Raw genomic sequence first — 22,547 nt, 5'->3', positions numbered from 1 at the left:
CGCAGGCGCCCGGTTCCGGCACCGCGTCGGAGGGTGCCCCGCCCGGGGGCGTCGCAGCAGGGCCGGCCCCCGCGGGATGCGGCTGAACCCTTGCACTGCTGGCGGCACGGCGTTAACCCGTCGCGACAGTCGAAAGGGACGCGCATGACTGACAAGCCCAAGACCGCGGCGGACGGCGGACCGCATCCGCGCACCAAGGCCATTCATCACGGCACCCGCCGCAGCCAGTATGGCGAGATGGCCGAAGCGCTGTTCCTGACCCAGGGCTTCGTCTATGACAGCGCCGAGCAGGCCGAGGCGCGGTTCGTGCAGTCGGGACCGGACGAATTCATCTATGCCCGATACGGCAACCCCACCAGCCGCATGTTCGAGGACCGGATGGCGGCGCTGGAGGGGACCGAGGACGCCTTTGCCACCGCCAGCGGTATGGCCGCCGTGAATGGCGCGCTGTTTTCCATGTGCAGCCCGGACGATCACGTCGTCGCCGCGCGGGCGATGTTCGGGTCCTGCCTCTATATACTGGACCTGCTGATGAAATTCGGGGTCGAGGTCACGCTGGTCGACGGCACCGATGCGGATCAGTGGCGCAAGGCCATCCGGCCCGGCACCAGGGCGGTGTTTTTCGAATCGGTCTCGAATCCGGGGCTGGAAGTGATCGACCTCCAAGCCGTGTCCGATCTGGCCCATGCGGCCGGGGCGCTGGTGATCGTGGACAATGTCTTTGCGACGCCGGTGTTTTCGCGTGCGGTCGAACTGGGCGCCGATGTGGTGATCTATTCGGCGACCAAGCATATCGATGGCGGCGGCCGAGCGCTGGCCGGGGTCATCTGCGGCAGCCGCGACTATATCCGCAAGACCGTGGAGCCCTATCTGAAACATACCGGCGGCGCGATCAGCCCGTTCCACAGCTGGATCATGCTGAACGGGCTGACCACCATGGATCTGCGGGTCCGGGCGCAGGCCGAGGCGGCGCTGAGCATCGCGCAGGCCCTGCAGCACCATCCGGAGCTGAGCCGGGTGATCTATCCCGGCCTGCCCGATCATCCGCAGCACGATCTGGCCATGGCGCAGATGGGGTCGGGCGGAACCATGCTGGCGCTGGAGGTCAAGGGCGACAAGGAGGCGGCGTTCCGGGCGCTGGACCGGCTGAGGATCATCAGCATTTCCAACAACCTCGGCGATGCGCGCTCGATCGTCACCCATCCGGCGACCACCACCCACCAGCGCCTGACCGATGATGTCAAGGCGCAGCTGGGCATCACGCCGGGGCTGATGCGGCTGTCGGTCGGGCTTGAGGATACGCAGGACCTGATCGCCGATCTCAGGCAGGCGCTGGAGGGCTGATCGTCCCCGAAATCCGCCGCGAATGACGGATTTCATCGGGAAATGGCCGCTCGGGGCTTTAGAAACGTCCCGTTCCTGCCCATATTGCCGGTCGCGCTGCCGCGCAGGAGGATGATTGCATGACCGACGCCCGTCCGCTGGTTCCGGCCTATCCGGCGCTGATCCGCGACTATGATTCGTCGTTTCGCGCCGATGCCGCCTATCGCGCCAGCCTGCCGGATCTGCAGAACGGCCCGGCCAGCCTGATCGTCGGCGCGCGCGCGCCGATCCAGCATGTCGGCATCTCGGACTTCCGGCTGCCGATCCGCTATCAGACCCGCGAGGGCGGCGAGATCGCGCTGGAGACCAGCGTGACCGGCACGGTCAGCCTGGAAGCCGACCGCAAGGGCATCAACATGAGCCGGATCATGCGGTCCTTCTATGGCCATGCCGATCACCTGTTCAGCCTGAAGGTGCTGGAGGCGGCGCTGGACGATTACAAGGCCGATCTCGACGCCTTCGACGCCCGGATCCTGATGCGGTTTTCCTATCCGGTCCGGGTCGAATCGCTGCGCTCGGGGCTCAGCGGCTGGCAGTATTACGACATCGCGCAGGAGGTCGTGGAACATCGCGGACAGCGGCTGCGGATCATGTATTTCGACTATGTCTATTCCTCGACCTGCCCCTGTTCGCTGGAACTGTCCGAACATGCCCGCGAGACGCGTTCGCGGCTGGCCACGCCGCATTCGCAGCGTTCGATCGCGCGGATCTCGGCGGTGATGAAGGGACCCGAGAAGCTGTGGTTCGAGGACATGGTCGAACTCTGCCGCCGCGCCGTGCCGACCGAGACCCAGGTGATGGTCAAGCGCGAGGACGAGCAGGCCTTCGCCGAGCTGAACGCCGCCAACCCGATCTTCGTCGAGGATGCGGTGCGCGCCTTCGCGCGCGAATTGCAGGCCGATCCCCGGATCGGCGATTTCCGGGTCGTGGCCAGCCACCAGGAATCGCTGCATTCGCATGACGCGGTCAGCCTGCTGGTCGAGGGGCAGACCTTCGCGCAGGCCTCGCTGGATCCGATGACCTTCGCGGGGCTCAGGGCCTGAGGACGCCGGGGGCTGTCTGCCCCCGGACCCCCGAAGGTATTTTGAAAGAGCGCGAGGCGGGAACATAAGCGGAACGCGGCCTTTCCTTGTTCCGGCGCTGCGCCTATGGTGGGGGCATGGAGCTTCTGGACGATTCCGACGATTTCGATGGCGTGCCGCTGTCGCGGCGCGTGATGGCGGCGCGGCCGATGCCCTATCTGGACGGGCTGAACCCGGCGCAGCGCGCGGCGGTCGAGGCGCTGGACGGGCCGGTTCTGATGCTGGCGGGGGCGGGCACCGGCAAGACCCGCGCGCTGACCACGCGGATCGCGCATCTGCTGACGCAGGGCAGGGCGCGGCCCGGACAGATCCTGGCCGTGACCTTCACCAACAAGGCCGCGCGCGAGATGAAGGAGCGGATCGCCCGCCTGCTGGGCGAGGCGGTCGAGGGCATGCCCTGGCTGGGCACGTTCCATTCGATCAGCGTGAAGATCCTGCGCCGCCACGCCGAACTGATCGGCAATGGCGAGCTGCATCTGAAGCCCGGCTTCACCATTCTGGACACCGACGATCAGATCCGGCTGATGAAGCAGCTGATCGCGGCCGAGAGGCTGGACGAGAAGCGCTGGCCCGCGCGGCAACTGGCGCATCTGATCGATGGCTGGAAGAACCGCTGCCTGACGCCGGCGCGGCTGCCGAAGAGCGAGGCGGCGGGGTTCGATGGCTGGGGCGGGCGGCTGTACCAGGCCTATCAGGACCGGCTGCTGGCGCTGAACGCGGTCGATTTCGGCGATCTGCTGATGCATTGCGTGACCCTGTTCCAGGCCCATCCCGATCTGCTGAAGGACTGGCAGGACCGGTTCCGCTATATCCTTGTCGACGAGTATCAGGATACCAATGTCGCGCAGTACATGTGGCTGCGGCTGCTGGCGCAGGGGCATCGCAATATCTGCTGCGTGGGCGATGACGACCAGTCGATCTATGGCTGGCGCGGCGCCGAGGTCGGCAACATCCTGCGCTTCGAGACCGATTTCCCCGGCGCGCAGGTGATCCGGCTGGAACAGAATTACCGCTCGACCCCGCAGATCCTGGCCGCCGCCTCGGGGCTGATTTCGGCCAATGCCGGGCGGCTGGGCAAGACCTTGTGGACCGAGGCCGCGGCGGGCGAGAAGGTCCGCTTGATCGGGCATTGGGACAGCGAGGCAGAGGCGCGCTGGATCGGCGAGGAGATCGAGGCCTTTCAGGGCGGGCATCGCGCCGCGCTTGGCCCGGTCGGCCTGAACGACATCGCCATCCTTGTCCGCGCCAGCCACCAGATGCGCGCCTTCGAGGACCGCTTCATGAGCATCGGTCTGCCCTACCGGGTGATCGGCGGCCCGCGCTTTTACGAGCGGCAGGAGATCCGGGACGCCATGGCCTATTTCCGGCTGGTCACCGGTCCCGAGGACGATCTGGCATTCGAGCGCATCATCAACACCCCCAAGCGGGGCCTGGGCGAGAAGGCGGTGCAGACCATCCAGGCGGTGGCGCGGCAGAATGGCGTGTCCCTGCTGGAGGGCGCGCGGATCGTGGTCGAGGACGGCCATCTGGGCGGCAAGGGGCTGGCCAATCTGCGCGCCTTCGTGGCCGCCGTCGGGCACTGGCATGCCGATGCCACCGACAGCACCGCCGGCCATGTCGAACTGGCCGAGCGGATCCTGGACGAATCCGGCTATACCGCCATGTGGCAGAACGAGAAATCGCCCGACGCGCCGGGCCGGCTGGACAACCTCAAGGAACTGGTCAAGGCGCTGGAGGAATTCGACAATCTTCAGGGCTTCCTGGAACATGTCGCGCTGGTCATGGATCGCGACGAGGGCGAGGGGGCCGAGCAGGTCAGCATCATGACGCTGCATGCCGCCAAGGGGCTGGAATTTCCGGTCGTGTTCCTGCCGGGATGGGAGGACGGGCTGTTCCCGAACCAGCGCGCCATGGACGAGAACGGCACCCGGGGCATCGAGGAAGAGCGCCGTCTGGCCTATGTCGGCATCACCCGGGCCGAGCGGCTGGCGACGATCAGCTTTGCCGGAAACCGGCGGCTTTACGGCCAGTGGCAATCCTCGATGCCCTCGCGCTTCGTCGATGAACTGCCCGAGGATCATGTCGAGGTGCTGACGCCGCCGGGGCTGTATGGCGGCGGCTATGGGGCGGCGATGGCCTTTGCCGGGGCCAATGCCGGCACCGACATGCATGACCGGGCGGCGCGGGCCGATGTCTACAATTCGCCCGGCTGGAAGCGGATGCAGGCCCGCGCGGCCGAACGCAAACCGCCGGTCCATCGCGCGCCGGTGACCATCGACGCCGAACCCGCGGCGCCTTTCAGCGTTGGGGACAGGGTTGCCCATGCGAAATTCGGCGAAGGCCAGATCATGGGCATTGCCGAGGATACGCTGACCGTGCAGTTCACGGGCGGCTTCAAGACCGTCAAGGCCGGCTATGTCAGGCCGGCCGGAGAGGACCAGGACGTGCCGTTCTGAAAGGACAGGGCGGCCAGCAACGAGGAAAGCAGATGCTGAACATCCAGGCGGATGCCGACAGAAACGTCATCACCGCGCGCCCCGAGGGGCAGATCCCGGCCTCGGAATTCGAGGCTCTGGGCGCGGCGATCGAGGATCATGCCAACCGGCATGACCGGATGCCCGGGCTGGTGGTGCATCTGAAGGGGTTGCCGCACTGGCAGGGCCTGTCGGCGATGCGGGCGCATTTCGAGGTGGTGCGCCGGCATGGAATGGTGCTGCCGCGCGTGGCCATCGTCACCGATACCTTCGGGCTGGCGATGCTGCCCAGCCTCGCCGATATTTTCGTGCGCGCCCGGGTGCGGCATTTCGATGTCCGGCAGATGGACGAGGCCATCGTCTGGGCCGGATCGCCCGACAAGGAGCCCGAGGGTTATCTGCTGCTGGAGGATTTCCCCGATGACGTGATCGCGATTCGGGCCGTGGGCGAGGTCACCGCGCGCGATTACGAGGATCGCCTGATCCCGCTGGTGCGCAAGATGGCGGCGCGGCATGGCAAGGTCCGGCTGCTGCTGCAACTTGGTCCGGATTTCGAGAACTATACCGCCGGCGCCATGTGGGACGATGCGCGGCTGGGCCTGACCCATTGGCGCAGCTTCGAGCGGGTCGCGGTGGTCAGCGACATCGGCTGGATCACCCGGTCGGTGAAGATGTTCGCGCCGCTGATGCCGGCCGAGGTGGCGGTCTTCCCGAATGAGGCGATGGCGGCGGCAAGGGCCTGGATCAGCGAAAATGCCGTGGCCGACGCGCCGGTGAAGGCAGGAAAGGCGGCTGCCGCCAAGGCGGAAGAGGCCGCGCCGAAACCTGCGGTCAAGGCCGATGTGGCCCCCCCGTCCGAACCGGTGCCTGCTCAGCCTGCCGTCAAGGTGGTGCCCCCCGTGGACAGGGCGGTGGCGCCGGTGACGCAACCGGCCGCGGAGCCTGCGCCGGAGGTGGTGCCTGAACCTGCGGCGAAACCTGCGGCGTCCGGAACGACGCGCCGGGCCGTCAAGACCGAGGCGGTTGCCGCGGCTGCCCCGGCCAAGCCGGCCGCGAAAACGGCCGCGAAGCCGGCCGCAGGACGGACCGCGAAAACAGCGGCGAAGCCGGCGGTGAAACCTGCGGCAAAGCCGGAGGAAACCGGGGCGAAGAAACCCGCGACCCGCAGGGCCGCCGCGACCAGAACGGCGGCCGGGAAGACGGCGCCGGCGGCAGAGGGTGCGGCGGCGCCGGCCAAGCCGGCGCGCAAGCCCGCGACCCGCAAGCCCGCGACCCGGACCCGGGTGACGACGCCCCGGACGCCCGACGCCTAGGGCGTCGCCGGGCGCAGCACCTCGCGGACCGCCTGCCAGACATGGCTGTCGGTCCAGTAGCCCGTATGCCCGCCCGGCGGAATCCGGTAATTCTCGACGAAACCGTCGGGCAGGCGGACCTCGGTGCCGACGAAATCGTCGCAGCGATAGATGTTGATCCAGCGCTCCAGACGCGGCGGCAGATTGCCGATATCGAAGCCCCTGGCGAAATACTGGCCGTAGATATGCGTCAGGGGCGAGCCCATGGTGACCAGATAGGTGGGCAGGCCGGCGGGTTCGGCCTCCTGCAGGGCCTGGGCGGCGATCACCGTGCCCTGCGAATGGGCGATGACGATCAGCCGGTCATGCGGATATTGCCGCGCCAGATAGTCATGGACCATGTGGAACCGGGCCTTGATCCGCTGCCGCGCGGCATAGGTGCTGCTGCCCGCGTCGTTTTCGGGGCTGTAGGCCAGCGTGCGCGCCGAATAGACCGAGATGTCGCGGGCCACGCCCAGTGCGGCCGAGATGAAATCGGCCGCGCGATAGGCCAGAACCCCGACCAGCCCGACCAGAGCGATGGCCAGCGCGTTATAGCTGTTGATCCGGTCGTGAAAGCTGCTGAGCTGGCCGATCAGCGTGTCGGTGTTCCATGGGTAATAGGGAATGCCCAGCAGGTCGAAGCCGGTGCGCAGCGCCTGCAGCGCGCCGCCAAAGGCGATCCACAGGATCAGGAACATCAGCAACAGGTTCAGCACCGGGTTCAGGATCACCCGCCCGCACCACACGTCCAGCGGCGAGGCCGGGTCCAGCGCCAGCGCGGCCTTGCGGCGCTGGCGGATCGCCAGCGGGACGATGCCGGCAAGGATCAGCCCGGCCAGACCGAAGACGATATAGGACATGGTGCTGGTCGCCAGCGCCGAATAATCGACATAAAGCTGGGTCAGCAGGCTCTGCCCGCCCTCGGCGCCGTCGATCTTGCGCACCAGTTCGCTGAACAGCGACCACAGCGCCGCCGATATCAGCATCCACAGGAACAGCATCGCATTGCAGATCGGCAGATAGATCCGCTCGCGCCGGCCGAACAGCCGGGTCAGCCGGCCAAGGGCGCGCAGGCCGCGCCGGGCGATCCGGCGCGCGAACAGGGCGCCCGCCACCACCAGCAGGCCCAACAGCAGCAGCAGCCAGGCGCGGCTGGGCGCCACCTGAATGGCCAGGATGACCAAGAGCGGCGCCCCGACCAGCAGCCCGGTGCGCAGCACGCCGATCTCGGAGACCGAGGAGATCGCGAACAGCAGCAGCAGGACCGCGACGGCGGCCAGCCAGGTCAGCGCCATCACCAGAACGAAGCCCCACAGCAGGGCGGCGATGTCCTGATAGGCGAGGTTCCAGCAGGCGGTGAAGTCCACCGAATCGCACGAGGCGCGGCGCAGCCAGCCCAGCCAGCCGGGCGCGGCCGTGCCCGGGGCGGGCTGGGCCAGCCGCATGACCATGCCGGCCATCAGTGTCGCCGCCCCAAGCCCGCCCAGCCCGGACATGAAGCAGCGTTCCAGATACGAGGCATCGGGCCGCCGGATCCAGCCGCGCCACAACAGATAGGCCGCAAGAACGGCGGCGCCGATCAGCGCGATCAGCATGGTCCCGTGCAAGCCGCCGGGCCCCACCCGGATCACGAAGCTGTCGATCAGCGTCAGGAACGAGCCGATCAGCAGCAGCGCGTTCATCGGCGCGATCAGGGCGTAGAAGATCCAGACGAAGACATGCACTAGGGCGCGGATCCAGCGATTGGCCGGCGCCCCGCTCTGCGAGACATTGTCCAGCGCCAGATAGCCCAGCGTCAGCACCGTGCGCAGCAGGTCGAACCCGGTCGCCAGCGCGCCGCGCGGGGCGGGGGACAGGTCGGACCAGTAGATTTCGCCGGCCAGAACCTCCTGATCCTCGGCAAATCCGTTATGCTGCGAGGCCGGCAGGACGCTGCGGCGGATATTGCAGGGAAACAGCTTCAGCTGCCGGCTGCCGGGGCGCTGCTCGGCGATCATCTCGACCCGGCTTTCGACCGGGCCGGGCAGGCCCAGTTCGCGCAGCGCGCCGCCGGTCAGCGCGTCGATCGTCTGACCCGCCTGCTGTTCGCCGATGCCGTGAACGACAAGAACCAGATTGCGCTGCACCCGATCACCCCGAAAAGCGACACCGGGATGATGTTAGCAGATTCGGAAAGGGTTAGAATATGCTCAATATGACCCGGCCTCGCGGCACAGCAGATCCTGCAGCACCAGCGCCATGACCCCGGCGCTGTCCAGCATGTCCTGAACGCCGATCCACTCGTCGGGCTGATGGGCCAGATCCAGCACCCCCGGCCCGTAGGCGATGCAGTTCTTCAGCTTGCCGATCCGGTCGATATGTTTCTGGTCATAGGTGCCGGGGCTGACGACAAAGCCCGCCTCGCGCCCCAGAACACGCTCGATCGCGGCCGCCGTCGTGCGCACGACCGGCGCCTCGCGGTCGGTCATCGAGGGGATCACCTCGAACAGGTCGCGGATCTCATAGCGGAACCCCGGCCGCCGCGCCCGGACCCGCTCCAGCAGGGCGGTGACCTCGGCCTTCACCTCGGCCAGATCCTCCTCGATCAGAAAGCGGCGGTCGATGGTGATCCGGCAGCGGTCGGGCACGCAGGGCGTGGGCAGGCCGGTATAGTCCTCGGCCTGCTCCGCCGCGCCGCCATGGATGGCGTTGATGTTCAGCGTGGAGGATCGCGCGCCCTCGGGGATCACCGGCATCTCGGTGCGCTTGGCCGCCAGCAGGGGCCACAGCGCCGCCTCCATCTCGGCAAGCACCGCGCCCATGTGGCGCACGGCGCAATCGCCCAGGAACGGCATCGAGCCATGGGCGATGCGGCCCTGCGTCTCGATCTCGGCCCACCAGACGCCGCGATGGCCAAGGCAGATGCGGTCCTTGTGCAGGGGTTCGGGGATGATGACGTGATCGACATGGGCATAGGCGCCCCGTTCGGCCAGAAAGGCGACGCCGCCATAGCCGCCCGATTCCTCGTCCGCCGTGGCGCTGATCTCGATGCTGCCGGCATGGTCGGGGCAGGTGGCGACAAAGGCTTCGGCGGCGATGATGCTGGCCGCCAGCCCGCCCTTCATGTCGCAGGCGCCGCGGCCATAGATGCGGTCGCCGTCCAGTTCGGCGCCGAAGGGATCGCGGGTCCAGCCGTGGCCGACCTCGACCACGTCGTGATGGCTGTTGAAATGCACGCAGTCGCCCGGCCCTGCGCCCCGGCGGCGGGCGACGATGTTCCAGCGGGGAAACTGCTCGCTGTCGCCGGGCGCGCCATGGGCGCGGATCATCTCGCACTCCCATCCCTGCGGGGCCATGCGCGCCTGCAGATAGTCGCAGATGTCGCGGTAATGCCGCCCCGGCGGGTTCAGCGTCGGGATGCGGATCAGATCCTGCGTCAGCGCGATCAGCTGATCGCGGCGGGCAGCGATGGCGGCTTTCAAGAGATTCATGCCGATCACGCTAGGCCGGGCCGGTCGCGGAGACAATGACGTTTCCATTGCAGCCGGGCGGATAGGCAGACGCGCCCCTTGCACCGGCAGCCTGTGGCCCTAACATCAGGCAAAAGCACAAGGGAGGTGACGATGGCGTCGCTGGAACAGCAGATCAAGGACAGCCAGCAGCAGGTCACGCTGGCGCAGGGCAAGATTTCCGAGATGACGGCGGCGCTGGACCGGGCCACCGCGCGGGCCGATGTGGCCGAGATGCCGATCGACGTGGCCAATGCCACGCTGGCCGATGTCCACGCCCATACCGAGGCGATGAACGCCAATATCGCCGAACTTATCATGGGCCTGGACGATGTGACCGCCGGCTTCTCGAAGGATTTCGAGGATCTGCGCAGCAAGACCGGCTGGGAAAGCTTCGTCGGCATCTTCGCCAGCGGCAAATCCGAGGCGATGCGGCAGGAACGGCTCCGCTCGGCCAGTATCGACGACAAGCTGCAGGACCTGATTTCCAAGTCTGACACCATCACCCGGCTGCTGCAGGGCCAGCTTGAACTGCTGAACGACCAGAAGCAGAAGGTCGAGAGCAACCTGACCTCGACCCTGACCGAGCGCGAGGACACGGTCGCCACGCTGGAGGGCCTGCGCGACCGGATCAAGGCGATGGATCCGAAGCTGATCGAACTGGAAAACAAGGTCGCCGCGACCACCGATCCGGCCGAACGCACCCGCGTCGAGACCGAGCTTGCCAATGCCAACAAGGATCACAACGCGCTGATCCAGGACGAACAGGTGGCGCTGGCCAAGTCGCAGACGCTGGAACGCTATATCGAGGCCGGCAAGACCTGGGTGGACAGCCTGCAGAACCAGGCCGCGACCCAGATGGTGCTGATCAACAAGCTGCAGACCGATACCCGCCAGCGGGTGGTGCTGTATGACGCGCTGACCAAGTCGCTGAAGACCGCGCAGCAGCAGGACGTGGCCCATCGCATCAACGAGATCGGCGTGAAGACCGATCAGGAGGCGCAGGCCGCGATGGCCGCGATCGGTACCGCCACCAACGACCGGATGGCCGACATGCTCGAGGCGCATGGCGACCACATGGTCTTCGCCCGCAAGGTGCTCGAGGAAAAGGCCAAGGCCGACGAGCGCTTCGCCCGCCGCTTCGCCGAGATCGTCCAGAAGCACGACAGCAACCTCTATGGTGGCTGAGCGGTGGCTGAAACCGGCAATCTTGACGCCGATCACCGGGCGCTTGACGACGACCTGACCGCGCGGGCCTATTTCGACCAGACGCGCAGGGTCGCGGGCGTGCTGCCCGCGGCGCTGGCCGAAATGGTGCGCGACGGGCTGTTCACGCGGATCGAGACCGAGGTGATCGGCGGCTATCTGGCGGCGCTTGGCACCAGCATCGAGGCGCTGTCGATGAAATATCTCGTCGCGGGCCGGATCGAGGGGCCGTTGCGCCGGCACCTGACCATCGACATCCACGAATCGGGCTTTCCCGTCTGGCAGGAGATCGCCCAGACCGCCGCCGATGCCGCGCAGGCGGGCGAGGAACTGGCCCGGACGCCCGCGCCCGAGGCGATCAAGGATGACATGATCCGCGAGATCGTCGGCCGGCTGACCATCCCCACGCGGCTGCAATATGCGCTGTCGCAGCGGCTCTATTACGAGGCGCTGGCGAAGGGCGGGCTGTTCTGGCCGCAGATGCATCCGCAGGGCTACTGGCTGTCGGGCAATGACCGGCAGCGGCGGCGCTGGCTGTTGCATTGGGGCGTCTATGACAGCCGGCTGAACGTGCCGGTGATCTATCTGATGGATGCCGATGACAGCGGCCGCCGCCCGCTGGTCGAGGACGCCAAGCGCTGGCCCGAGGTGCGCGCGCATCTTCTGGCGCAGGCGGTGACCTCGCTGCAGCTTCTGACCATCGCCCAGGGCTTCGACCGCGATTTCGACACGCTGCATCCGATGCGGCTGCGCCGGATCGTGCTGGGTCCGGTCTATTCGCAGGGCTTCACCCGTCAGGAAGGCCCGATCCGGCAGGTGCTGGAAAACGCCGCCGCCCCGGCGGGCGAGGACTGGGCCATGGCCCTGACCGTCGAGGATCTGCAGGCCGCGCGCGCGACACTGGAATCCAGCGGCTTCTTCGGCGTGGTCGAGCGGCAGGTGTTCCGGCTGGATCCGCTGAACGCGCACGGCGCCGGGCAGGGGGCCAGTGCCGCGACCCGCGCGCTGATCCTGCCGCAGCGACCCTATCAGGCGCTGGCGGCGCTGGATCCGGCGGGGTTCCGCGACATCCGCAAATATGTGCCCGGCCCGGACGGGCGCGTGGCGGGGTATCGCTGATGGCGGCCGGCGCGCTGATCCTGTGGCGGCGGCTGGACCGGCCCGGCCACGACGCCTGCGCGCTGCGCTTCGAGGCGGGCGAGTGGCATCTCGAGGGGGCGGCGGCCTGGCGCGACCGCAACGGCCCGGCGCAGGTCACCTACAGCATCATCTGCGGCGAGGACTGGCAGACCCGTTCGGCGCGGCTGTCGGGGCGCGTGGCGGGGCAGGGGCTCAGCCTCTCGATCCGGCGCGGCGCGGGCGGCGAATGGCGCGCGAACGGTGCCGAGGTGCCCGGCAGCCACGGGCTGATCGATCTGGATCTGGCCTTCACCCCCGCCACCAACACGCTGGCGCTGAACCGCCTGAAGGTGCCGGGCGGCGGCGACAGCGCGGCAATCTGGCTGGACGAGGGTGACTGGCGGCTGAAACCGTTGCATCAAGGCTATCGCCGGCAGGCGGACGGGCGCTGGCATTACCGCGCCGCCGAACCCGGTTTCGAGACATTCCTGACGGTGAACCGGCACGGTTTCGTGACCGACTATCCGGAATTTTGGACGCAAGAGGATTGAATGGACGCCCGCAACGAGATGGAACTGCCCGAAGACGAGATCCTGCGGCATTACCCGCAGGCGCTGTCGCTGCTGACCGGCTTTGAACACGCGCCGCGGCTGGGCAAGGGCGCGCCGCGGGCCGTGCCCGAACGCTCGCCCGGCATTCCCTCGGGGGCGCGGTTCCGCCCGACCACGCCGGGGCTGGTCGGCCGCCCGGCCGCGCGTCCCGAGGGCGTGCGCCTGCTGGAACGGATCGAGAATGCCGGCGGCGACGAATTGCTGACGCCCGCGGCGGCGACCATGGCGCGGGTGCTGCGCCGGGCGCTGGCCATCGCGCTCGCGGTGGCCGATGAGGTGGCGGCGCGTTCGGGGGCGGCGGAACTGCGCCGGGTCAATCTGGAAAACCGCCTGGCGCCCGACCGGCACCGCGAATTCGCCGAACTGCTGGCGGTCGAGGCGCTGGCGGCCTTGTCGGTTCTGGCCAATGCGACGACCTTCCTTCTGGCCGAACATGCCGGCGCCAAGACGGTCGAGGAGGTCAGCGCCGACGAGGTGCTGACCGACAACCCGCTGACCGCGCTTCAGGGCGCGCTGTGGGAACTGGACCAGAACCTCGCCCGCGCGGCGCGCGACGATGACAGCCTGATCGCCACCGTGCTGGCCTGGGCCGAGGCCCTGTCCTCGGCCGCAGCGGCGCGCGGCGAGACCGCGCCGCGCATCGGCGCCTTCACCGGTGCCGGCTGGCGGGTCGGGGCCGACGATTTTCCCATCGCCGGCTTCGCGCCCGCCACCAAGGCCAGCGGCGGCCCCGTCGCCATGAGCTTCAAGAAGCCCGAGGAGGTCATCGGCAATGCCATCGCCAAGCATCAGGCGATGCGGCTGGCGCGGATGATGGTCGCCTATGATTTCGACCGGATGACCAATCCCTTCGTCGAACTGGGCGGCTTTACCTTCACCTTCCTCGGCGATGGCCGCCCCGGCACCGGCAAGACCACGCTGATCCAGATGATGGCCGGGCTGCTGAACGACTATTGCCAGATGGCGGGCTATCCGTTCCGCTATCGCAACCTGTCGGTGGACAATATCGACAGCTATCAGGGCAAGTCGGGCCAGAACGCGCGCGCCTTCATCAATGCCGTGATCGACCCCAAGGTGATCGGCTTCGGCACCATCGACGATATCGACCAGATCGCCGGCCGGCGCGGCGACCGGCAGTCCTCCTCGGGGCAGCAGGAAATCACCGCCGTACTGATGGAGGCCTTTGCCGGCGCCTCGACCGTGGTGCGCGGCAACGCGACCTTCGGCATGTTCTCGAACCATGCCGAGGCGATCGACGACGCCCTGCGTCAGCGCGCCTCTGCCCGTTTCCTGATCGACGGGCCGAAGACGCGGGCCGATTACATCGACATCCTCGCCCTGCTGCTGGGCCAGCGCCACGGCATCCCCGTGGGCGACCACCAGCTGATGGCCGCGCAGGCGATGCGAAAGGCCGTGGCCGACAGCTATGACGGCCATTCCCGCCCGCAGGAGGCCGGGCTGGACAAGGTTTTCACCGAGATCAGCGCGACCTATGGCGCGCTGGACGATCTGGCCGAACTGGGCAGCTATCTCCACGCCATCGCCGAGGCCGAGCCGCGCTTCACCGGCCGCGCGGTCAAGAACATCACCGATGCGGTCAAGGCCCGGGCGATGGATTTCGACATGCCCGACGAATGGTTTGCGGCGCCCGAGCCGTTCCTGCACCAGCCCTATGCCCGCAAGCTCGAGATGATCGAGACGTTGCGCAAGCCGATCACCACCGCGATGGTGGTGCAGGAGATCAACCGCTATGCCGACAGCGAATGGCGCTATTCCGACAGCGCCGATGAGGCCGCCATCGAGGACGCCGTGCGTGGCATGGAGCGGATGCAGGAGGCAAAGCGGCGGTTTGGGGAGGGCGAATGAACCATACTCATATATTCGCTGCCGCATTAGTATTGCTGCAAGTCTTGGCTGGGCCTTCGTTCGGAGCGTCTTTTCGCTGCAAACTTGTTGAAGTCAAAACTCTCAGAAGCGACGGTCTGCTAGATCCGCATCCTCTTTCTGATGATTTTAGCGACGACATAATGATTGTTGATCGAGAAACCGGCACCGTGTTCCATCCAAAGTTTGGAAATGAAACATATGGTGAAAGGCAAGTTCTAGATTATGGCGCATCAGAATCGAGTTTCAAAGTGATCTCTCTATCACCTTTGTCATCGTCTCCCAGCGAGGGCGAAGCACCGTTTCGGAATACCGTTTACCTTCAAATCGAAACTTTCGCGGATGGCTCGAATAAACCCTTCATTGCAGTTTCGGGGGTAGCCATCGGGATGGGTGTCTGCGAATGATACGATTGGTTGCGGGTTGTTGCAGAATCGCTCCCCGCCCGGAACAGCCGCGTCAGCGACCCGGGCAGGCCCCCATGGGCGGGGGCTTTGCTGTCGCCTGCGCCCCCTCGTCGGGTCTGGCGGTGTGGTCCCATGAACTGCCCGTCGGCACCGTCGCCGCGTCCCTCCACGGTTGGACGCAGCCCTCTGTCACGCCCGGAAGCCGCAGATGAAACGCCTCATCGAAAAGGGCCTGATGTTCGGCAATCTCATCCGGGTGGATTCGACCGCCTGGGTGGGGCTCTATAACCGCGCGCTGAAAAAGATCACCGGCCGCGAAACCGCGCTGAGCGAATTCCACATCGACATCAGCGGCCATTCCCCCGAGATCGGGGACGAGCTGGGCGACATGGACTATCTGGCGCCGAAGGGGGCCGAGCGGCAGTTCATCCTGCTGACGACCGAGCAGAAGACCGCGCCGATGCTGAACGCGGATCTGTCGGTGCTGCGCGACGTGATGCGCCAGTTCATCACCGGAAACGAAAGCCAGCTGTTCAGCCTGACCGCCCGCGACGCGGTGCTGGGCCAGATCGACGATCAGGTCTGGCAGCTGACCGGCCCCGCCGATCTTCCCAATATCCGCCGCCTGACCGTCAGCGCCGACACCACCGGCAACCATGTGGCCGAGGCCGACCGGCTGGCCTCGATGATCGAGAAATTCCGCACTGAAGCCGATGCCTGGTGGGACGACGTGCTGATCGCCCGGATGATCGAGCAGGCCCGGAAATCCGGCGATGTGCTGCGCAACCCGATCCGCCTGAACCGCACCGATTTCGAGGTGCCGGATTTCTGGACCGCCGGTTTCGGCGGCGTCTATGTGATCCGCTCGTCGAAGGAGGCGGCGATGATCTTCGCCGACCCGGCCCAGGCGGTCGAGGTCAAGGGCTTTCTCAGCCTCACCACCGGGGACCGCCACAAGCTGGCCGCCTGGCTGGCGCGCAACGCGCTGGCCGAGCCGATCATCAGCGCGCGCGGCGCCGATGCCGGCCCGATCCTGCGCCAGAAGATCGACTTCGTGCTGGCCGATGCGGCGGTGCGGCTGGGCATCGGGGCCGGCGATGGCGGCCGCGCCGGGCTGCGCCGCGCGGCGGGCCGGATGGGCGCCGACCTGCCGCCCGAGGTCAGGGGGCTGGCGGCGCTGCAGCGCTATGCCGAACAGGGCGGCGACTGGCCGGTGATCGACAGCGCCGACCCGGCCTATTTCTACGCCATCCGCGCCACGCCCGGCCCGGCCCGCGACCTGATCAACCGGCTGCTGTCGGAACTGGCGCCGCATGACATCCGCCAGCTGTTCATCACCCACAAGCCGCTGTTCTACCGCCTCTACCAGACCTGGCCCGACGACAAGCGCGCCTATGTGGCCGAGATGCTGGCCCGCGAATACGCCATCGACAAGCAGGGCACCCGTGAGGCCCTGTTCGGCCCCGAGCCGGGCATGCGCGAACCCGGCGCGCCCCCCGCTCCGGCCCGGGCCGGCTCGGGCCCCTGGGGCAGCCCGCGCGTCAGCCTCAGCGAAGCCGGGCTGCCGCGCCCCGCCGGTCCATGGGGGGAATAGGATGGCTGCGCTGTTTCGCCTGATCGTCCTGGTCTTGCTTCTCGAGGCGATGTTCTATCTGCTCCTGCGGATCTATATCCGGTCGCTGCGGCGCGAGCGGCTCGAGGAGATCTGGGACGCGCGTCATCCCGACCGCGCCGGGAACAACCCGGCCCGGGACGAGTTTGTCCGCAAGTCGATGGTCGGCTTCGACCGGACGCTGAAGGCGCGGCTGCTGTGGCTGGTCTTCATCATCCCGACGCTGGCCGTCATGGCGGTCGTCTATTGGGTCAACTGGCAATAAGGGGCGCCACGCATGCTGTATTACGTCAAGGTCTTGCTGGGGGTGCTGCTGGGCGTCGTGGTCTTCGCCTTCCTCGACTACACGCTGCCCTCGAAGAACACGGTCCGGATCACCAATACCTATAACCGGCTGACCCCGATCACCTCGTCGAACGCGATCTTCTACGCCGCCGAGGATACCGGCACGGTCGAGAACGCCGCCGGCCAGCGCGACGTGCGCTTCATCGACACGGTGCGCCCGAACGGCAAGGTCTTCGTCTATCGCAACGAGGATACCGGCTGGATCTGGCCGCCCTATTTCAAATATGACAGCGCCAACCTGCATTCCGAGGCGACCAATCTCCGTTCCAACTCGGCCGATCCGCAATGGGTCAGCATCACCGCCTATGGCTGGCGGATCCCGTGGCTGACGATCTATCCCAACGCCATCTCGGTCGATACGCTCGCCGGCCCGGATGAGCGTCCGCGCAACTGGGCCGCCATGGTTGTCTGCGGCATCCTGCTGATCCTGCTGCTGCTGGTCTGGCGCATGTGGGCGCAGTTCCGCGAACGCACCATCGACCCGGCCGTGGCCCGCGTCGATCAGGCCTGGGACGATGTCGAGGCCGGCGCCGACGCCGCCCGCGACCGGGTCGTGGCCGAGGCCAGCGAGGCCCGCGGACGCTTCACCGGCTGGCTGGACACGTTCAGGGGCAAGCCGCGGAAATAGCCGCCGTCCCGCGCGTCCCGTCAGAACCGGCTCCGGCATCGAATTTTCGCCCCGCGGCCCCGCGTTCAGAACGCGGGGCCGCGGTTTTCCGCAGGAGCCTTCTTCAACTGATCCTCGTCGGACGACCCGGCAATCGCGTTCAGCATGCCTGCAAGGTCGCCCGGGCAGCTGAGTTGCGGCAGATGATCCGCCTTCAGGCACAGCACCTCGATCCCGGAGCCGCGCGCGGCCTCGGCTGCGCGGTCGATCACCCCGCCGAGGCCAAGGAACCAGTCAGGCGGCCGATCGGTGCAGTGGATCATCGTGCGCGGCAGACGCGCGGCGTCCGGGTCGGTCAGCCGCAGCCGCTCGGTGACGGCGCCAAGCGGGTGCGGAACCCATCTCGGCGGAGGCACGTCGTTGCGCGGCACACGCCAGCCGTCGCCATGAAGGCGGGCGGCGTCGAGAAGTGGCGCCGCGACCTCGGGCCCGATGATATCGAACCAGGACTGGCCATCGGTCGGGACCGGCGTGTCAAGAAAGACCAGCTGACGGATCGCCCGGGGCAGGCGTTCGGCCACGCCGGCGATGACGGTGCCGCTGGAACTCGACCCGACCAGAATCGCCCCGCTGATCTCTTCGCAGGCAAAAGTGCCAAGCACATCGGCGACATGGGTGCCAAGGTCGATGCCGGGATGAGCGAGATGCGCGCGCGCGCCAAGCCCCGTCAGGGTCGGCGTATGGACCTCGTGCCCGGCATCGCGCAGCAGGTGCTCGACCTGCCGCCAGACCCATGCCCCGGCGAAACCGTTATGGACAAGAACGAAGGTCGCCATGTCTTTCCCTCAGCCCAGCTTCCCGGCCAGTCGGTCCCGCGCCGCAGTTTCGCCACCCTTCATCCGGCCAAGCGGGATCAACTCGGCCACTGACGAAAGCCCATAGGGCGGCATGCCGGAATAGAAACACTCGTATTCGTCGGCCCGGATCTTGTAGGTTTCGTGCCAGATCCCGACATCGCCGCGTGCCCCCTTGATCCGCCTGTTGAATGCGACCCAGGCCGGCCAGTGGGCCTGGTCAGCCGACCGCGCAAAGGCTTCCAATTGCTCGAACGACCGCCAGTATTGCGCGATGACACCAGGCCGGACCGGCGTCGTTCCCAGAAAGCCGCTCTGGGTTCCGGCACGCTGCAGTTCCTTGACCATCTTCGGCATGCCCGTGAACACCGGCCACCATTTTGCGATCTTCCAGGGCTTGTTGATCCGCATGCCGATCAGGAAGACGACGAAATCGCCCTCGATCCGCGCCGTGAACCGCCCATCAATCACTTTCGACATTCTTTGCCCCTTCCTTCCTTTGCCCCTTCCTTCGGTGAATGTGACTGTCCAACTCTTGGATGATTCTCTGGCGGCGCGCGTCCTTCGATCGTAGGATATGCGTGGGAGGCGTCCTGATGGTCAGGCATGACATTTCCGCCGCGCTGGGGGCGGTCGGGCAGACCGCGGCGGCGTCGCGGGATCCGGATCGCTGGTCCGATGTTGCCCGGCTGGCCGCGCGCGCGCTGGATGCCGGGCGGGCCACCATCGGCTTTCTGAACAGGCGCGGCACGATGCTTGAGCGCGCCTGTCCCGACACCGATCCCGACTGGCACGAACGCTACGATGCCGAGATGCACGCGGCCAACCATATCTGGGCTCAGGCCGCAGGCCAGCCCGCAGGTCGGGCATTGACGGCCACCGATCACAAGGCCCGCCGGGGCTATCGCCGCTCGACGATCTTCAACGACTTCATCCGGCCGCAGGGGTTCGACGCATTGATGACATTGACCCTGACGAACCCTCGCTCGGGCACCATCGGTCTGCTGACCGTCGGGCGCCGGCAGGGACGCGATCCCTTCGACAGCGATGACATCCGTTTCGGTGCTGAACTTGCGACCGCTCTCGCGCGCATGTTGGATGCGTCGCAGCCGGTTTTCCTGGCCGATGAGCCCGCCACGGACCTGCCGCGTGAAGCCCTTGTCACCCCCGAAGGGCGCGTCCTGCGCCACGAGGCCTGGTTGGCGGAATGGTCGCGCGCCGGTGTCATCGTGCTTCGCCAAGGCACCCTGTCCATGCCGCTTCTGCCCGGGCTTGCCGCGGCGTTGCGCGCGACCGGCCGCGCCTCGGATGACTGGCCGCCTCCCGTCGGCATTGTGATCGGCCCCGTGGCGACGAGTCTTGGACGCATCAACGTCGCGCTTCTGCCCGGTGGCCGCAGCGCGCCCGGGGCGGTACGCCTGCGGATATCGCGCGCCTCGGAGGCAGAGCCGAGAACCAGGCTTGCACGGGCCTTCGGCCTGACCCCGAGGGAATGCGACATCGCCTGCCTGCTCGCCTCGGGCTGTTCATTGCCCGAGGCCGCCGAACGCCTCGAGATCAGCCTCACCACGGCAAGGACGCATCTGTCCCGCCTGTTCGACAAGACCGACACCCGGACCCAGCTTCAGCTTGGTCTGCTCGCCCATGACTGGCTCGCAACCCGGACCTGACCGAGGCGGCAGGCGCGCCGTCTGTCGATAGTCATGGCATTTGCCCTGTCGGGTCACGAAATGCCCTTTGGGTGCGGCTGCGCCCCGGCTCGGTTTGCCCGCCGCGACAGGGCAAACACCTTATCTGCACCCGCCGCGCGGGTGCGCCACTTCATGAAAGTCCGGCCTTCGGCTTGCCCTCGCTCGGAACAGGTCCGATGATTGGCGCAAGAAAACAACAGAGCAGATCCCATGCGGCGCATCCTTCTCCGTCTTTCGCTGGTTCTGGCGACTTTTTCCGGCTCTTCCGCTTTTGCGCAGGACTCCGACTATACCGGGATGATGGCCGAAGCAGCCTGGGATTGGCTTCCCGGCGATCTGGTCTTCCGAAACGGCCTCAACGATTTCGATGAAATCGTGCGGCAGAATGAATCTGGCGAGTGGGCGTCGGTAGGCGTGATCCGCCCGTCAAGCGGTGGGCCAGTCGTAATCTATGTTGACCAGGAGCAGGGTGTTACCGAGACCCCGCTGGACCTGTTCATTGAGAGTGAGGCCTATGCCGTTTTTCGCGTCAAGGGCTTGGAGGCTGTGAGGGCTGAAAGTTACGATCTTGGACCGATGGCGTTATTTTCAGGCATTGTGGCCTTTGGAATGCCATATGATACTGAATTGATGCTCGAAAACGGCAAGCTCTACAATGCCGAGCTTCCATTTGCGGCCGCGCTTAACGCTGGCGTCATGCTCGTCGCGCCGAAGCCCCTCCGGGATGTCACAACAATAGACGCCCCGCTTGGGGAGGCTTTGTTGGAGAACCGAATAGGCCATTTCCCTTGTATCGAGGCCACAGACACGGAGATGTGCTGGGGATGGATGAAGAACCTGGCCATCGTAACGCCGGGAATGATTGTTTCGTCTGATGTTGTCGTGCAGGTCTATCCCTGAGCGGCACCTTCATCCGCAAATCCGCCCCTCGGATTGTGCTCGCCAGACAAACCCCCGACGAAATAGGGCATCTTCCCTGCCTGCCCCCGCCGACCTGCCGGATCTCAACGGATCCTTAACCCGGCGCGCGCAAGCTGTGTACAGCCTGTGCACCCCCGGCATACGCGTGGTGCACGGGGCGTTCGGCTGCCCCCGGGCTGGCCTCGCGATATCCGGTCAGTCGGCGCGGCGAAGCGCGTGGTCACCGTCCGCATCCGGCTGCAGCGGCTTCGCATTCCGTTGCAGGCGCTGCAGCAGCTGCTTGCCCTTCTTCCCGTCCGCGACCGGCCGGCAGGGAACCTGCGCGCCGGGAAAGCGGTCGGGATCGGGCAGGATCCCGACCTCGTCCACCAGCGCCGCACGGGACAGCAGGTCCTTCGAGACGGGCGCCAGCAGCAGGCTCTCGACCAGCAGGCCATCGGTCTCGATCACCTCGTGCCGATCGAACAGCAGGTGGACATAGGTGACCTCGGCCACCTCCGCCGGCTGGATGCCCAGGAAGGCGGTCAGCTTCTTGGCCGCAATCAGGACCTCGTCATCGCCATACATCCGCTGCGCGGCCCGCGCCCGGACCAGCACCCGATGCTGGGGCGACAGCATCAGCGGACGTTCCGGCCGGCCGGGGCCAAAGCTGGATGGCTGCAGCAGGATCGGGCATTGTCGCGGATCGGCGGCCAGTTCGTCCTGCCGCAGCTTGCGCCGCCCGATCCAGCGGATCGGCTGATAGCTGTGATCCAGCGTCCAGACGAGATCACCGGGGCTTAGCTCTTCCGCCGCCTTCACGCCGCTGGCCGTTCTGACAAGGCAGCCCCCGGTGAGGCAAACGGCAGCCTCGCCGGGCGTTGGCGGGCCGATGGTCAGGTTGTCGTTGATATCCCATTGATAGCTTTGACCGCCTCCCGCCCCGACGCCGACGATGTCCTCTGACGTTGCGCCAGAGGCTGCCCCCTCGGTCGCCGTGACCGGACCCGTCCGGGTCCCCGAATAGAATGCAATGACCGTGTCCGTGTCGACATTGGTCAGCGCAACGCCACTGGCCTCGGTCGGGGAACTGGCGGCGATCCTGAAACCCAGCGGAATGACATAGACGGTGTAGGTGGGGTGGTCGGGGTCGGGCACGCCCGTCAGGCTGGCGAGGTTCACCTGCCCGGACGGATTGGTCGGGCCGCCGGCCCCGGTGTGCAATGCGCCGGTATCGGTATAGGCGCTGACAACGAAATCCGCCGGATCCTCCCCGGGGCCGAGGACGATCTCCACATGCTCCCCGCCCGCGGCGCCGCTGCCGCCGAAGAAATTGAGTTCGGAAATGAAGGCCATGGTGATCCGGTCTCCGGTCGTCGATGACGAAAACAAGGGTCTTTCCGAAAGAACCTAGGGTCTGTTAACGTTCATGATTGAACGAAGCCGCTGACGCGGGAGAGGTGTCTGTGTTGGCGGGAATGGCCCCCTGATGGGAAGGTTTGGTTGCTGAAGACCAACCTTTCATCAGGAGACCCTCCCATGGCTGATGC

19 protein-coding genes are annotated in these 22,547 nt (G+C 66.8%); 14 read left to right on the top strand and 5 right to left on the bottom strand.

Annotated elements, in window-relative coordinates:
• The first annotated feature begins 144 nt into the window (after window positions 1-144).
• The 4 genes from metZ (at window position 145) to KNW02_RS09315 (ending at window position 6,252) form a co-directional block, all read left to right on the top strand.
• Window positions 145-1,344: an O-succinylhomoserine sulfhydrylase gene (gene metZ / locus KNW02_RS09330; protein WP_216033001.1), complete on the top strand. Its 1,200-nt coding sequence runs from the start codon at window positions 145-147 to the stop codon at window positions 1,342-1,344.
• Between the two features lie 119 nt (window positions 1,345-1,463).
• Window positions 1,464-2,426, top strand: coding sequence for a GTP cyclohydrolase FolE2 (gene folE2, locus KNW02_RS09325; protein WP_216033000.1), 963 nt, complete (start codon window positions 1,464-1,466; stop codon window positions 2,424-2,426).
• A 116-nt stretch (window positions 2,427-2,542) separates the two neighbouring features.
• A complete protein-coding gene (locus KNW02_RS09320; RefSeq protein ID WP_216033063.1) occupies window positions 2,543-4,921 on the top strand; it encodes an ATP-dependent helicase in 2,379 nt (792 codons plus the stop codon).
• Window positions 4,922-4,953: 32 nt separating this feature from the next.
• Window positions 4,954-6,252 carry a SpoIIAA family protein gene (locus KNW02_RS09315; RefSeq protein ID WP_216032999.1) on the top strand — a complete coding sequence of 433 codons (1,299 nt, stop codon included), beginning with the start codon at window positions 4,954-4,956 and terminating at the stop codon, window positions 6,250-6,252.
• Here KNW02_RS09315 and KNW02_RS09310 read toward each other — a convergent pair.
• Both KNW02_RS09310 and KNW02_RS09305 read right to left on the bottom strand, forming a co-directional pair.
• Window positions 6,249-8,399: a lipase family protein gene (locus KNW02_RS09310; protein WP_216032998.1), complete on the bottom strand. Its 2,151-nt coding sequence runs from the start codon at window positions 8,397-8,399 to the stop codon at window positions 6,249-6,251. The two genes, KNW02_RS09315 and KNW02_RS09310, sit on opposite strands and share 4 nt — an antisense overlap.
• A 63-nt stretch (window positions 8,400-8,462) precedes the next feature.
• Complete coding sequence (locus KNW02_RS09305; RefSeq protein WP_216032997.1) at window positions 8,463-9,743, bottom strand: acetylornithine deacetylase/succinyl-diaminopimelate desuccinylase family protein; 1,281 nt, start codon at window positions 9,741-9,743, stop codon at window positions 8,463-8,465.
• Between the two features lie 132 nt (window positions 9,744-9,875).
• On the opposite strand from KNW02_RS09305, the gene KNW02_RS09300 reads away from it, so the two are divergent.
• The 8 genes from KNW02_RS09300 (at window position 9,876) to KNW02_RS09265 (ending at window position 17,573) form a co-directional block, all read left to right on the top strand.
• Window positions 9,876-10,949, top strand: a complete 1,074-nt coding sequence (locus KNW02_RS09300; RefSeq protein ID WP_216032996.1) for a hypothetical protein — start codon at window positions 9,876-9,878, stop codon at window positions 10,947-10,949.
• A gap of 3 nt (window positions 10,950-10,952) precedes the next feature.
• Complete coding sequence (locus KNW02_RS09295) at window positions 10,953-12,086, top strand: hypothetical protein (RefSeq protein WP_216032995.1); 1,134 nt, start codon at window positions 10,953-10,955, stop codon at window positions 12,084-12,086.
• The gene (locus tag KNW02_RS09290) at window positions 12,086-12,637 is read left to right on the top strand and encodes a putative glycolipid-binding domain-containing protein (RefSeq protein ID WP_216032994.1); all 552 of its coding nucleotides are present in this window, start codon (window positions 12,086-12,088) and stop codon (window positions 12,635-12,637) included. Before KNW02_RS09295 ends, KNW02_RS09290 begins: the two co-directional genes overlap by 1 nt.
• Window positions 12,638-14,563, top strand: a complete 1,926-nt coding sequence (locus tag KNW02_RS09285) for an AAA family ATPase (RefSeq protein WP_216032993.1) — start codon at window positions 12,638-12,640, stop codon at window positions 14,561-14,563.
• Window positions 14,560-14,988 (top strand): hypothetical protein, encoded by a 429-nt coding sequence (locus tag KNW02_RS09280; RefSeq protein WP_216032992.1) that lies wholly within the window; start codon window positions 14,560-14,562, stop codon window positions 14,986-14,988. The genes KNW02_RS09285 and KNW02_RS09280 overlap by 4 nt, the downstream gene beginning before the upstream one ends.
• A 208-nt stretch (window positions 14,989-15,196) precedes the next feature.
• Window positions 15,197-16,582: a DUF6638 family protein gene (locus KNW02_RS09275; protein ID WP_216032991.1), complete on the top strand. Its 1,386-nt coding sequence runs from the start codon at window positions 15,197-15,199 to the stop codon at window positions 16,580-16,582.
• Window position 16,583: 1 nt separating this feature from the next.
• Window positions 16,584-16,865, top strand: a complete 282-nt coding sequence (locus KNW02_RS09270; protein WP_216032990.1) for a hypothetical protein — start codon at window positions 16,584-16,586, stop codon at window positions 16,863-16,865.
• A gap of 12 nt (window positions 16,866-16,877) precedes the next feature.
• The gene (locus KNW02_RS09265) at window positions 16,878-17,573 is read left to right on the top strand and encodes a DUF1523 family protein (RefSeq protein WP_216032989.1); all 696 of its coding nucleotides are present in this window, start codon (window positions 16,878-16,880) and stop codon (window positions 17,571-17,573) included.
• 65 nt (window positions 17,574-17,638) lie between these two features.
• On the opposite strand, the gene KNW02_RS09260 is transcribed toward KNW02_RS09265, so the two are convergent.
• Window positions 17,639-18,388, bottom strand: coding sequence for an alpha/beta fold hydrolase (locus tag KNW02_RS09260; protein WP_216032988.1), 750 nt, complete (start codon window positions 18,386-18,388; stop codon window positions 17,639-17,641).
• A gap of 9 nt (window positions 18,389-18,397) precedes the next feature.
• Window positions 18,398-18,886, bottom strand: coding sequence for a DUF4188 domain-containing protein (locus tag KNW02_RS09255; RefSeq protein ID WP_216032987.1), 489 nt, complete (start codon window positions 18,884-18,886; stop codon window positions 18,398-18,400).
• Window positions 18,887-19,002: 116 nt separating this feature from the next.
• Between KNW02_RS09255 and KNW02_RS09250 the strand changes: the two genes are divergently transcribed.
• Together KNW02_RS09250 and KNW02_RS09245 are read left to right on the top strand one after the other, a co-directional pair.
• A complete protein-coding gene (locus KNW02_RS09250; protein WP_216032986.1) occupies window positions 19,003-20,076 on the top strand; it encodes a helix-turn-helix transcriptional regulator in 1,074 nt (357 codons plus the stop codon).
• A gap of 231 nt (window positions 20,077-20,307) precedes the next feature.
• The gene (locus KNW02_RS09245; RefSeq protein ID WP_216032985.1) at window positions 20,308-20,997 is read left to right on the top strand and encodes a peptidoglycan peptidase; all 690 of its coding nucleotides are present in this window, start codon (window positions 20,308-20,310) and stop codon (window positions 20,995-20,997) included.
• A gap of 216 nt (window positions 20,998-21,213) precedes the next feature.
• Here KNW02_RS09245 and KNW02_RS09240 read toward each other — a convergent pair whose 3' ends face one another.
• On the bottom strand, window positions 21,214-22,353 hold the full coding sequence (locus KNW02_RS09240) for a Hint domain-containing protein (protein ID WP_216032984.1): 1,140 nt from the start codon (window positions 22,351-22,353) through the stop codon (window positions 21,214-21,216).
• Window positions 22,354-22,547: the final 194 nt, after the last annotated feature.

The organism is Paracoccus marinaquae (assembly GCF_018860165.1).
GTDB classification, from domain to species: domain Bacteria; phylum Pseudomonadota; class Alphaproteobacteria; order Rhodobacterales; family Rhodobacteraceae; genus Paracoccus; species Paracoccus marinaquae.
The sequence above is the reverse complement of the archived record's forward strand: the minus strand, read 5'-3'. Positions and strand labels throughout refer to the sequence as shown.